Source organism: Sphingomonas sp., from assembly GCF_041661825.1.
GTDB lineage: Bacteria > Pseudomonadota > Alphaproteobacteria > Sphingomonadales > Sphingomonadaceae > Sphingomonas.
Genome location: NZ_JBAZTU010000004.1, coordinates 383,652 through 397,047, shown reverse-complemented (window position 1 = coordinate 397,047; position 13,396 = coordinate 383,652). Strand labels below are relative to the sequence as shown.

Annotated in this window: 8 protein-coding genes; 4 read left to right on the top strand and 4 right to left on the bottom strand. The window is 63.1% G+C overall.

Features of this window, described 5'->3' with window-relative positions:
- The first annotated feature begins 2 nt into the window (after positions 1-2).
- The 3 genes from WC729_RS20375 to WC729_RS20365 are packed head-to-tail and all read left to right on the top strand — an operon-like array spanning position 3 to position 4,883.
- Positions 3-1,088, top strand: coding sequence for a hypothetical protein (locus WC729_RS20375; protein ID WP_372856205.1), 1,086 nt, complete (start codon positions 3-5; stop codon positions 1,086-1,088).
- 50 nt (positions 1,089-1,138) lie between these two features.
- The gene (locus WC729_RS20370) at positions 1,139-1,741 is read left to right on the top strand and encodes a hypothetical protein (protein WP_372856203.1); all 603 of its coding nucleotides are present in this window, start codon (positions 1,139-1,141) and stop codon (positions 1,739-1,741) included.
- Positions 1,707-4,883: a hypothetical protein gene (locus WC729_RS20365; RefSeq protein ID WP_372856201.1), complete on the top strand. Its 3,177-nt coding sequence runs from the start codon at positions 1,707-1,709 to the stop codon at positions 4,881-4,883. Before WC729_RS20370 ends, WC729_RS20365 begins: the two co-directional genes overlap by 35 nt.
- 150 nt (positions 4,884-5,033) lie before the next feature.
- On the opposite strand, the gene WC729_RS20360 is transcribed toward WC729_RS20365, so the two are convergent.
- The 4 genes from WC729_RS20360 to WC729_RS20345 all read right to left on the bottom strand — a co-directional run bounded on the left by WC729_RS20360 (position 5,034) and on the right by WC729_RS20345 (position 10,657).
- Positions 5,034-5,939: a hypothetical protein gene (locus tag WC729_RS20360; RefSeq protein ID WP_372856199.1), complete on the bottom strand. Its 906-nt coding sequence runs from the start codon at positions 5,937-5,939 to the stop codon at positions 5,034-5,036.
- A gap of 38 nt (positions 5,940-5,977) precedes the next feature.
- Positions 5,978-9,364 (bottom strand): DEAD/DEAH box helicase, encoded by a 3,387-nt coding sequence (locus WC729_RS20355; protein WP_372856197.1) that lies wholly within the window; start codon positions 9,362-9,364, stop codon positions 5,978-5,980.
- Positions 9,357-10,157: a hypothetical protein gene (locus WC729_RS20350; protein WP_372856195.1), complete on the bottom strand. Its 801-nt coding sequence runs from the start codon at positions 10,155-10,157 to the stop codon at positions 9,357-9,359. Before WC729_RS20350 ends, WC729_RS20355 begins: the two co-directional genes overlap by 8 nt.
- A gap of 311 nt (positions 10,158-10,468) precedes the next feature.
- Positions 10,469-10,657, bottom strand: coding sequence for a hypothetical protein (locus tag WC729_RS20345; protein ID WP_372856193.1), 189 nt, complete (start codon positions 10,655-10,657; stop codon positions 10,469-10,471).
- Positions 10,658-11,030: 373 nt separating this feature from the next.
- On the opposite strand from WC729_RS20345, the gene WC729_RS20340 reads away from it, so the two are divergent.
- A complete protein-coding gene (locus tag WC729_RS20340) occupies positions 11,031-13,157 on the top strand; it encodes a hypothetical protein (protein ID WP_372856191.1) in 2,127 nt (708 codons plus the stop codon).
- Positions 13,158-13,396 lie beyond the last annotated feature (239 nt).

The following is a 13,396-nucleotide window of genomic DNA, read 5'->3' as shown; positions in this document are numbered from 1 at the left end:
CTATGGGTGATTTGATCCAAATTCTCGGCGGATGCCCGATGTGCGGCAAGGTGCCGGGCGCCGTCAGGCGCCGCACCGAGCGCGCGGATGGTCTCGAGCGAGATCTGTGCCATGCGTGCCGCAAGGCATTGATGCTGGGTGTTTTCACCTCCATGCCTCCAGGGCACCGGGACCTGTTCGCGGCGCGCGTGCGGCAGGAATGCCGGGTGGTTGCGGCAAGGCGCGTTGAACGCCGTGGCTTTGCGACCGCCGAGGTTCAACGGCAAGCGATCGACTCGGAAGCCGGGGCGATCATCAGCGTGATATCCGAGTCGCTGCTGTCCGCCGCCACCGCAGACACGGCGGATCGGCAGGATCGTCTGTTTCGCGAGCTCACGATCGACGAGGAGCGTCCGGACGCTGACGGGCGCATCGACTGGCTGGTAAAGCAGTGCACCGATCGCGGTCATATCCGTGGCATCGAGCAGGACGCCTGGAAGAAGGGCAAACCCCTGATCAAGCTCGCCACCAGCCGTCGCGACGACACCGGCGGCGCCGCAACGGCATTTGTCAGCCAGGTCGTCCGCGTCAGCGCCTTTGTGTCATCCAATTCGCAGAGCCGCCAGGGCGACGCCAGCGACGATGGCATCGACACCTTGGAGCGGATCGCGGCCGGCGACGTGCCGGTACTCTATCCCGTCCATGTCGCGACGCCGCGCCCCGACGATGTCCTTACGGCGCAGGAATTCGTCGCCCGCTTCAACACGGTGCTGGCCCTGCTCGAATCCAGGTTTGGCCCGAGAGACGATACTTGCGTCTTTTTCGCCGCACTCGGCGACGGCGGTGTGGTTGCCGACAAAATCGGGCACGTACCGGGTCGTGGCGGTGGTCAGAACTGGCCGAACCAGGACATCGCGGACGGCTTGAACGAGAGTGCGGGTGACCGACCCTGGGACAATCGATCGTGGACGGCAGCCCGTGTCATCAACGCGCGTGACCGGCTTGTTCGATTGATCCAGGCGATGATGCGCGAGCACGGCATCTCGAATTTCGAGGAGTTCCTGAACTGCCTCGCGCGGATCGGGAAAGATTCAGGCGGCCCGCGCTGAGGCGCGGCGCCGGAGATTGGGGCGCCCTTGGCGCCAAGAGGAGTTGACGCATGCAAAAGTCCGAATTCGATCGGCTGATGGCAGCGCTGGTTGCCGGTTCCGCCGAAGACATCCAACCAGCCCTTTCCGAGGCGCGCCCGGCGCTGCCGATAGAGGAGCGCGCCGAATGGCTGTTGCGCATGACGCAGGGAAGAGAGGGGCCGTTCACGCCTGACGAACTGCGCGACGCAAAAGATCGCATTCTTGATGGCATCGCGAAAGAGCTGTTCGCGCAGAGCGACGAGCGGCGAGGTGATCCAGCGCATACCGGTTCGCCCCTGCGCCCGGACAATGAGCAGGAGCGCGTAATATTCAGGGCGGCCGCCGGTTCGAAATCGGCGGGGCACGATGCGCCTGCCGATGTCGAGCCAGCCGAGCGGTTCACGATCGGAGCGCATGATTATGGCCTCTATCTGTCGGGCACCGACGCTAACCTGGTCTTGAGAGGGCGGGTTCCGGCGGAAGCGCGTTTCCTGCTGGTGGGTGCACGTCGTTTCGCACTGCGCGCTCGCGATGGCGACGAACCGGCTTTCGACGTCGTCGGCCTCAATCTGGGGCTCGCCGATGAATTGTTCGTCGATGACACGGTCTGCGGATTCGATCGCGATGGATGAACCTGCTCCCCCAATCGATCGCTGGATCGCAGGGCTGCGCGTGGGTCTGATCGCGCACGTGTTGCTGGAGACGTCCGGCCCTGCGGGCAAGCCCTTGCGGAATCGCCTGCAATCGGCGCTTGCCGAACAGCTCGCGTGCCTGGGTGCCGTGGAGGGACCTCACGTTGACAGCGCACTCAAGCGGTTGCCGACATCCACGCTCTCGGCGCTGACCGATCCGCAGCTGGAAACGCGGTTGGGCGAAGCTCATGGGTTGCGCGGCGAGTTTGCCCGCTGGGCGACCGCACTGGAGGACATCTCGCTCTCCCGGAAGGGCGGCAGGCCCGCGCTCGTCAATGCCAGCCGGCTGCTTGCCCAGCTGCTGTTGCAGGGCCTGAGCAGTCCTTCCGCTTTCGTACAGTGCGGACAGTCAGTACTGGCGCAAAACTGGCAGTTCGCCAGAAGAGAGGATGCGTGGAAGGAAAGCGCAAGGGCACCTTTGGCGATGCTCCGGGGGCCGGCAATCTCGACAACACGCCTGATCGACACGCAGGCTCGCATCGACGCACTCGCCGAGTTCCGCGCCTTGATTCCGGCTTCGCTGCCCTATTGGAACCTGGTCGAAAACGCCGTGTTCCACCTGCTTCATGCATGGCCACTCGTCGTACCGAAGCAGGATACCGGGAGTTTGGCAGCATTCAGCATTCCGGTCGCGGTCGATATTCACTTCGACGGCCGAAACGACGTCGAGCTTGCAGGGGGCAGCGTCAATCTTGACATCGAGCCATGGCGCGCGGAACTTGAACACGCCGCCTCGGCTGCGAAGGACTTGTGGCGGTCAAAGCATGGCGGCGCATCGCAGGTTTTTCGCGAAACGGTAGCAACCGCATCCGTCACCTTCGACTTCGCTGTCGCCAACAAGATGTTGGACGACGTCCCCTTTAGCCTCGCGGTGAGCGAGGGCAGCATGAGTGCCTATATGGCCCAGATCGTGCTGAGCCGTCTGCTGGGGCGCAGCGTCGGATTCTCCAGCGCTGTCACCGGAGAGATCGGCGACCGGCGCATCATGCCGGATGGCCGCCCCGGCCTCGATTTCAGGTTCGGCGAGGTCCGCGGTACGGCTGCGAAGCTGCGCTATGCCTTCCGCAGCCGGGGATTTACGAAAATCGTGCTGCCCGATACATCCGATGAACGGGCGGGCGCCGAATATCTGCTGGCAAAAACAGGTAGTCCGATCGTCGAGGTGAATTATTGTCGGTACCTGTCGAATGTCGCCGACTGCTGTCAGTCGAACGGATGGCGTCAATTTAGCTACATCCGGGCGCCAGATGTCGCGCGGGAAGCACGCGAGCATGTCGTCGCGCCCGGTTCGCAGGCGTTCACGCGGGTGCGGGACCTCCTGGCAGAAAATGCGGATGCGGTCGTCACGATGCCCGAGAGCGTTAACGCTGCTGACCTTGTCCTGTATCTCAAGCATGTAAACGACGTCGAGCGATTCACGGGCGACCGAGGCGGCACGCCGCCGTCGTTGTCCTGGCTGTTCATCCGCGCCGTCCCCGAGGAGAATGATCGTCGGCTGTGGCACACGATCTGGCACGCGATGGGGGCGACAAGGGAGGATTTTGCCCGCTTCAAGCACGCCGGGAGCCCCCGCGACGCAGCAACGCTGCTTGCCGCGGCGCTCAACACGCACTCGCCGTCCGAAGGTCGCCCGGGGTTTCGCGCGCCCGACCTTCTGGTCGTTCTGGGAAGCGAACATCTCGATCCCGACGACTGGAAAGCCCAGGCACTGGGATACCGAACCCATATCTTCCCGGCAATTGTCGGCGCGCTCCGGAACGACGATCTTCACGGCATTCCGCAGCTTCCCCTTCGACGACATGTCGGCAAGACGCGCCTGATCATCGTCCCGCATGACTCCTCTGTCCCCGCAATTCCAGTGCAGGGCGCGTCGCATCTGGGCGACCAGGACGTGGTCATCCTCGATCGGCTGCGCACCTTTCGTTTCGGCTTTACGCAGGCACAGGGAAGCGTGCTGCTGAAGGCGTTGGGATATCAGGGCGTGGACGTCCGCTCGACGCTCCAGCGCCTGACGGAGAAAGGTCATCTCGGCGAGTGCGCCGGAGAATATTGGGTCGTGGGAAGCCTGGGCGCGGAGGTCGGGACAGACGTCAGAGGCGCATTCTCCGCGTCGCGGGCGCACTGGGCCGCAGCGCTTGCTTTTGCTCCCTATCTTTCGGTAGCGGCGCTTCCCGGGCTGGACATTGGCCAGGCACTTCTTCCGCAGAATGTGCACGAAGCCGGGTTCCACCTCGAGGTCGCAGGTCAATGTGCGATCGAAGCAAGCGCTCTGCCCAAGGTCGACCAGACAGCACTGCGCGAGCATCGAGAGATCATTCGTGTGGCGCATGCGCGACTGCTGCGGTTCATTGAGCTTCCAACGATGAGCGTGACGAACAGCCTTATGCGGAACCGGTACGGCCTCTCGGCCAAAGCCGCAGCGGAGATGGCGAGGGAGCTCATCGACGAAAAGCGAGGGCTGGGCCTCGATCCGTTGCCGTTCGAGTTAGCCAATCAGGCGCGTGCGTACGCCAAATGGCTCGCAAGCCCGCAGGAGGCTGGGACGAACAGCGAGCGCGAAGCGGTCATCGTCGAAGCCAAGGAGCTCTTCATGCAGGCTCTCAAGGCTATGGCCGATGATCCTGCCGCCGGTGCGGAACGACTGGGCGTTCTGACGCAATATGCCGTTTTCCTGTTTTCCGAAGATCCACGGCACCACGATCTCGACAGGACGAGGTCCGAAATCGCCGAGCTCGCCCCGTCGCTGACCCAGGCGCCGACGGTTGACGCACAATGGTTCGAGATCGAGGGCGATCTCTGCAAGAGTCCGGACGACGCCGTGCATCATTATGGATTGTCGGTTGCGTTCTCACCCAGATATTTCACCTGCTGGGTGAAATTTCTCGGCTGCCGTCATGAGATCGCCCGAGCTGGCCGATCGACGGAGCAGACAAGAGCGCTGCCGGAGAGCCTTGCGGCCGAACTCCATTCCTGGGCAGTGCGGCAGCGCCTGCCCCTGACATCGGGTCTGGCCAGATCCTGGATACTGCCCAGATGGAAGGCTGGCATCGAAGAAATAGCCAGCATCCTTGAGCCCGCCTGATAAGGACGCAGGCAACGAGGCTCCGGACCAGGTCGGCAGCCCTTCTCGCATGCCGCACATACTTTAGCGTCCCTACTATCCGCGCGGTCGGGCCGGCGCGATCGTTCGCGCATTCACCGCCCATCGGACCCAGAAGCCGGGCAGCAGGGGTCAGGAATCCCAGCCCGGATTTCGGTAGATCTCGTCGAATTCCAGGGCGGGCACGCAACGGATGCCGAGCGCTTCCAGGAAGAAATGCTTGCCGGCTTCACGGTCGTTCGCCGGATCATGGTGATAGACATACCAAGCGCGGTGCGCGCGCTCGGGAAAGGCCCGGAAGTATTTTGCCCGCTCGATCAGCAGCCAACGCAGGAACACCTCATTTTCCTCGAGCGCGAGACCGAAGATCAGCAAAGGCTTGTTGAACATGACGTGCATCCAGGTGTGCGCGCCGGCCCAGTTTCGGCGATCCTTGGCACGAAAGAGTTGCGCGTCGCCGCTGCGGTGAAGCCAGGTCCGCGCGCGCTGGACCGACCCCATATAATGACTGAGGCCGAGCCGGATGCTGCGCCTGTAGCGCGCCATGCCGTTGATGTGCCAGATCCCGAAACCGGCACACGGGTCCGACAGGAGCGCAGGCGCAAAGCGGCCCTCCCAGGGATAGAAGTCGGTGAACCTGTCGTTGCGCGACAGCTGGAACGAGCAGCCGGCGGCGTCGCTCAGGACCTCGTCGAAATTGGTCGTGAGGACCGGCACGCCGTGCCGGTCTGCCCAGCCCATGATGCGACGGTGATGATCGAGCGGGCGCCAGCCCGACATCAGGCGACAGAATTCCGCGGCGAGATCGCCGGACCGCCCGGCGGAGTTGAGCTCGAGGACATCGTAGAATTCCGTGAGAGCCGTGCCGCGGGGCACCGCCGGCACATCGATCGCGCAGTCCCGGGCGATGCGCACCAGCAACTGGTCCCAGCTGTTGAACCCCGCCCCGCGGTAACGATTGATCCCGTTACCGATGACCAGCGCGACATTGCCTGCGTGGCGGTCCAGCAGGCGAGCAAGGCGAGGTGGGCGGGCCATCGGTCAGACCAACCTGCGCCGCAGTTGCAGCGGCAAGCTCAACGTGCACCAAACATCGCGAGGAGACGCGCCGTCCGTACTCGTTCCAGCGTCGTTTCGAACGGCTCTGCCGGGTCGCCTGGGGGAATGTGCGGACTGATCTTTGCAAATCCCAGTCTTGCGGCGACACGCGACACGTCGCGGCCGAGATCGACGGCGTTGGCAAGCGTCTCGGGGCTGTCGCAGCCGCGACGCACGGCACCGGCGAGTGTCGCAAGGACGGTCGGCATCACGACCGCATCGTCCGCAGCCTTACGGGCAGCGACGATACGGGCGGGAAGCCCCGCGACGAATGCCATGTCGGAAGCGACACGAACGGCGAAATGCCTGGCGACTTCGCAGGTGCCAAGCTTGTCGGCCGGCGTGCCCGTGGCAAGCTCGAGCTGATTGAGCGGCGCACCCGCCATCCATTTCCCGAACAGGGTCTTGATGACCGGCAGCGCGTGACGTGCCTGCGCGGTGCTTGAGGGCAGCTCCTTGTACTTCTTGCCGAACAAGCCCTCGACATCATTCGGCCTGAGCAGCTGGAGCACATAGTCGGGATTCTTCTCCAGCCACCGGAACAACGCTTCCACACAGGCCAGGGTATCGCCATCGAACTTGCCCTTGTCGATCCGCCTGGCGAGGCTGACCACGATATCGACCGGCAGGCCGGCCGACGACGCGACCTGCGCCAGCGCGGGGATGTCCTCGTCCGGCGCCATATCATCGCGTCGGGCAAGCGCTGCGTCGATCCTGCTCTCAATCCATTTCGCCTTGCCGTCGACGCGTTTGCGGTAGGCGGCGAACGACCGCCCCAGCATGACCCGGGCCGGTAGATCCTTGTCCTCGTCAGGGCCGGTCGGCAACCGCGCTAGGAGATAGTCCTCATTGTCGCCGATGTTGACCTCGTTGTGGATATGATCGAGCAATTCGGTGAGCGGATCGTCGATCACGAGGCACTGGTCGGACTGGGCGAAGATCCCCTGGAGCGACATCCAGTGGCGATCGATCTTGTTTGCGCCGTCGTCGAGATCGATGACCTTGCTCGGCACGATGAGGACGAAGCCCTGACCGCTCTCCCCTGCCCGGCCCGCGCGGCCCGCGGCGTTGAGCAGCTCGTGTGCATCGAGCTGCTGCATCTTGTCCTTGGTCTCGTCCCAGCGGCTGTCACCGGCGATCAGCACGATGTCGCTGGGAAGGTTCATGCCTTGGGCGACCGTCGATGTGGCGAACAGCGCATCGAGGCCGTCGCGCCGCTCGAACAGGGATTTGTGCAGGTCGCGTTCGTCCTTGAGCAGCTGGGCATGATGGCTGGTCGCACCGCCGATCACGGTGCCCGTCGCGTCGACCTTCAGGTAACAATGCTCTGCGCCACCCATTTCCTCGACCACGCGCTTCCAGAGGTCGGCTTCAGCTTCGGTGAGCTCAACCCGCCGCTCCGGCAGCAAGGTTCGAAACACCTTTACCGCACCTTCAGCCGCGACCGTGCTCTGGACGAAGATAAGGGTCTTCAGTCGATCGCCGGCGGCGGCGGCGGCGATCTCGGCTGCGACCCGGTTGCCATTGGGCGTGAGATACCAGTCGCCGCTCTTATAGATGCCGGTGTTGAACGGAACCTCGGTGTCTAGCAGCGGCATCAGCGCATAATCGTTGCGGTCGATCGTCGCCCAAGTCTGGCGCAGGCAGAAAAAAGCGAAGGGCCGGGCGGAGAGCTGATCCTTGACCGCCTTGGGAGCGCCCTTCGTGGTGGCCGCGGCATGGGCCTCCGCAAGGAGCCCGTCGAGCGCCTGGATCCGGCTTGCTGGGTATGTCACGCAGCCGCGCGCCTGGCGCGTGGGCTTCCAGGCGAGATCGAGCGCAAGCGCGGTCCGGCCGGTCAGCTCGCCGAGCCAGCCGGCCATCTCGACCGCGTTCTTCATCATCGCCGAGATCATCAGCAGATCGGCATCCGGGGCGCTCCGGGTGAGGTTGAGGATGCACAGCATCGCATCGACGCCGCGGCGGCTGCGATCGGCGTCGCGCGGATGAATCAGATGGCACTCGTCGAACACGATCAGGCCGACATCGGCAAAGGCGTCGGCCTGGAGCGCTTGCAGCATCAGGCACCGCTCGGGCGTCGTCACGATGATTTCGGGGAGAATGACGATGTCGGAGAAGCTGTTCTCGTCGTCTAGATCGCCGACGACCTCATAGTCCTTGAACGCGTTGCCGAGCGCGAAGGCCGTCTGGTCGACCAGCGCCAGGGTCGGCGCGAGCACCACGACTTTTTTGTCGCTGAGCAGCGCTGCCGCGATCTTCAACTCGGCAAGGGTGGATTTGCCGCCGCCGGTCGGGAAGCTCACCGCAGCGGACACGCCGGGCGTGAGATACCCCTCGGCGATCGCCTGACGGTGATTGCGCCACAGATAAGGGCGCTTGTACGCGGCCTGGCGCAGGATTTTCCACCAGGCACCCTCGGCGACACCTTCCGGCGTGGCGACCCGGCACAGGCCCGACTCCACCAGATCGCCGGCCACCGACAGCAGCAGATTGGCAAGGTGCAAGGGACCGGGAAAGATGCTGACCGCGATCGGGCCGCCGGCATCGAACACATCGTCGAGCCGCGCCAGGGCGAGGCCCTTTACTTCAAGAATGATCTCGCGTGCCGCCGATGGCTTGGCAACCTTGGTGGGTCGCGCGAGCAGTTCCCGCGCGAGCGCACGGACGCCGGCGTGGAGACGGCGCAGCAAGGCATCGACTGCCAGGTCGGCCGGGGCGGCCTCCTCGGGAAGATCATAGTCCGGCACCTCTGCCGGATTGATCGCGCCGAGCCTGCCCAATGCCAGGTTGGCGATGGCCGCGATGAGCTGCGCTTCGCCGCTCGCGCCCGTCGGTGGCTGAATCCGCTTCGCCATCTCGGCTGCATCGGGCTGCGCGTCAGCAATCAGGAAGAGCAATGTCGCGCAGAGTTCCGGCGCGACGCGTATGGCATCGACATAGGTCGCACGACGGGGTTCGGCCTCATCATCGCCGACGTCCTGATCTTGCTCGGCGATCTCCCCAGCCGCCTCTTCGTCCTCCTCCCCTTCGTCGTCGGCGGTATGCGCGTCAGTCCCGCCGACGATCTCAGCCATGAGGCAAAGTTGATGCGCCGCGCCGGCAACGAACGCCGCTGCCGCCCGCGCCTCGCGCGCCGGATTGGTCGCGACAAGGGCTTCCTGAGCCGCAGCCAGCCGGCGCATCTCATCGATCAGGACGTCGAGCGCCTCGGTCCGACCTTCCGTCGTGACCATGCCGCGCATCCGGACACGTGCCGCGACGATTTCGGCATAGGCGTTGGTGAACTTGCGCGGCAGCTCTTCGAGATCGAGCGTATCGAGTGGGGGCGCGCGACCGATCAGGTCGACGGTGACCGGATCAAACATCGTCCCTCCACGCCTTGATCTGGGCGATCACGCTCAGCGCGAAGGCATCCATCCAGTCGCGCAGCTCGGGAAGATGCATCGTGTCGGCGCGGCGGCGCCCAGCTTCGCCCGGTGCGACATCGTCGAAGCCCTTGAACAGCTTGCGACGCGAAGCGTCCCCTGCATGCTTGTCCGACGTGGTGACGCTGACCCGGTAGCTGCGCACCTCGTCCCACAAGATGGTCTCGATCGCATCGTCTATGTCGAGGTCCGGAAAATGGACCTGATGTGCCTCGAGGATCGTCGCGGTTTCCTGAATGAGCTCGGGCATCCGTTCACCCGCTTCGAGCGCGCGAATGCCGTCCCAAACATCTTCGCGGACGGTCTTGCGCGGGCTGTCAGTCGCCTTGTCCTCGAAGATCACGACGGCGGTGACCGCCTTGCCCTTCTTGTCGAGGCGCAGCTGCATGCCGTCGAAACCCTTGTGGGCGGGAATGGCATGGGGGGCGCGGGCGACGATGCCCTTTTCGCTGCGGTGCGCCGCGATCCAGGAGATGGTCTGGAAGATCCAGCCATCGCGGTGCCAGGGATCGCCATTGGCCGAGACCTTGAAGCGTTCAATCGCCGCTTTCGCGGTATCCTTGCGCGTGGCCAGGGGCTTTTTGTCGATGCCGGCCAGGATCTGGGCAACATGGCGATATTGACCGAGCGCGACCATCGCCACCTTGCGCGCGAGGTCGGCTTCATCGTGGACTTCCCAACGCCAGCCATGGCAGAGGTCGTCATGATCGATGGGCGTCAGAGTAAGCGGCATGATGATCGTTGTGGTCTCAGTTCGTATCGCCCGTCAGATAGCACATGTCCGGCAAACCGCCCTGCCCTTTTGGCGACGCCAAGACAGACTGAAGATCATAGCACCATCAGAACGACCAGCACCGCAGAAAAAAACGTGTAGGAGCTCGCGGGGAATTTACATCCGTTCTGGATGCTATTGCTGATCTGTCTTCGACGCGCCCTTGATCGCAGCGCCCGACAACCTTCTATTTCCACTTCGCGGGCCGGATCTGCTAGGTTAAATCCCAGTTCCTATTGTCGGATTGGTTTCATAAGCCTCGGCCATGTCATTTACGATTCTAAGACCTTGATCACCGGCGGCGCTGCCCTTCTCGCGGGGTGGTTCGCCGGCGGCCCGTCTATCGCCAGCTCGACCTGATGCGCATCCAGTCCGACGCCCTGCTCCACGAGATGCTGCTCGGGCGGCAGCCCGCCACGTTCGGAGACGGCGTTCGGCGCGAGCTTGAGCGAAAGCGGCACGATCCAGATGCTCCATCATGGCTCAAGCTCGGGCGCGCCAAGCGGTCTGGATGCCGCCAGCGCGCTCGCGACAGCGTTCACAAAGACAGACGCGCAACGCGCTAACGACCTCAAGAGCGAAGCGACGTGATTGCCCAGAAGCGACACCTAGTCGGCTGCGAGCTGTCGCCCACGACGTGCAAATAGCGCGGATCGGCAAGGCGGCCACCTTCTCGGTATAACGAGCTGCCTATGCGCACGCCAAACGGCCCTGCGATCGGTCATCAGGAGATTTATCGTGTGTAACGGTCGCTCGGAAGTTCCTTGACTTCAGGGTGGTGCGCCTCTCAGGAATTTGCCCTTAGGGCCCAAGCCTTTTCCGACGGATCAAAAGATGACGCTCGACATTCGCGGAAGCCTGAAAAACACGAAGATCAGCTCGAACCGCTACGTCGTTCTTGAGGAGCTCATCTCGAACTCGATCGACTCGTTCCTGATCCGGCAGCATCAGGATCCCGCTGAACGCAGTCTCGATGTGACAGTATCGGTCAACATCCTCGCATCGGGCTTGTTCAGCGACGCAACGGACATCTCGATCTCCTGCCGCGACAATGGCTGCGGTTTGGGAGACGAGCAGACTGACGCCTTCGTCACCAAGGACACGTCGTACAAGGACGATCTCTCGATCGCCGGTATCGGCAAGTGCAAGGGGGCCGGGCGGATTCAGTTTTTCCATCACTTCGAGAGGGTGGGCATCCGCAGTACGTTCCGCAGCAATGGCAAGATCCTCACGCGCACCCTGCCCCTCGTCGCTGCGAGAAAGAAGATCGAGCACGGGGATTTCGCGCTCAGCGATGGCGTGGAGCAGGACATCGGCACCACGATTACCCTTGATGGGCTGAAGCCAGGTCCGCGCGAGCGAGTCTACAAGTCGGAGGCGCTGGGAGAGATATTCTCGGCAACCAACATGCGGCGCTACATGCTGATCGCCTTTTTGCAGAGGCTGGTCAGCCTGAAGTCGCAGCTGGGCGCTTTCGTGATTTCGTTCGAGACGAGATATCCGGATGGCCGGGTCGACGAGAACAGCCTTGGTGCGGCAGATCTACCCCCTGTAACGGAGGTCAGGACGGCGGAGGTCGAGGAAAGGGACCCGCGATCGGGCCAACCGCTCGGCAAGCGCGAGACGTTCACCCTCTCGCACTATCAACTCGATGCCAAAACGTTCGATCTGCCCAGGAACGCGATCTCGTTCTGCGCCAAGTCGTCACCGGCTTTCGACATCACCCGTCGCTATCTGCGCACCGTCGCCGAACAGAACAGACCATTGGACGGTTTCCATCACATCGTGCTGATCGAGGGAAATCTTCTCGACCGTCAGGTGAACGAACAGCGGGACGGTTTCGACGGCATTCCCGACGAGATCCCGGCAGGCGATCTCTTTTCCGACGGCACGGTGTCCTATGCCGCTATCTATGATCAGATTGACCCGATCATCGACGAGATGGTCTCGCCGTCCGGCTGGAGCAAGGACGACGTCATCAGGGACGTGACCCAGAAGTTCGGCGTCATTCCGACAATGCTGGCCGACACCGACACCAGGGTTGTCTACGGCGACAGCGCGAAGTCGGTCGCAGAACGCGTTCTTCGCAAATATCAGGACCGCATCATCGCCGACACCGCGGAGATCTTCGACCTTCGGGAGGAAATCGAGAAGCTGGAGCCGCACAGCCCTGACTTTCGGCTCAAGATCAACGACCTCTCATGGAAATATACGTCGTCGATCAAGACCATCGATATGGCGAACCTGTCGCAGCTCGTGGTGCGAAGGGCAGCGATCGTCGAGATTCTCAAACTGGCCTGCCGGCGTGGGCTCGCGGTCCAGGCCATCAAGGAGGGCGACCGTCGCCAGGATGAACGCATCATCCACAGCATCTTCTTCCCGATGAAAAAAGACAGCCGCGAGGCAGCCGATCACGACATCTGGCTGCTGAGCGAAGAATACCAATATTATGACTACATCGCCTCCGACAAGCCGCTGGCGCAGATCGAGTGGTCAGAAGGCGTGAAGCTGTTCGACGACGACATCGACGCGGAGATGGAAGAAACACTGCGTCGCCGCGCCCACGACAATCGCGCGATGCGGCCCGACGTCGCGATCTTCGACAAGGAGGGCTCGGCGATCATCATCGAGTTCAAGGCACCCGGGGTCAGCATGGACGATCACGTCGGAGATCTTTCCGAGTACGCGCATCTGCTCGCCGCCAAATCGAACGGACGACTGAGAAAGTTCTACGGCTATCTCATCGGCGACACCATCAATCCGCTGCGAATGGCCGGCTGGACGCGGTTTGCCGCGGGCAAAGGGTTCTTCCGTTCGACCCCGCTCAACGACCCCGAGAACAGCAGGGTCTTGGGCGAGCTCTACGCGGAGACGCTGTTCTTCGATGACATCGTAGACCGCGCAACCAAGCGGATCGGCGTCTACCGCGAGAAGCTCCAGATCGACCTTTCGAAGAAATGAGCCTCGCCTCGGATGGGCTCCACTTCCGAACATTGCACTTTCTGAAACCGGCCATTCGATTGGCATGAACGAGTGACCGGAGTTGAAAAACCGAAGTCGCGTCGCGAACGTCCGCAACTGGGTCGTCACCGCACGACCCGCAACGGCCGCTTCCAGCTACGGTCACGGCCAGGTTCCGGATGTGACCTCTGTCGAGCGCGAGAGTGGCCCGTCGGGCGTCACCACCGTTGGTCGCACGG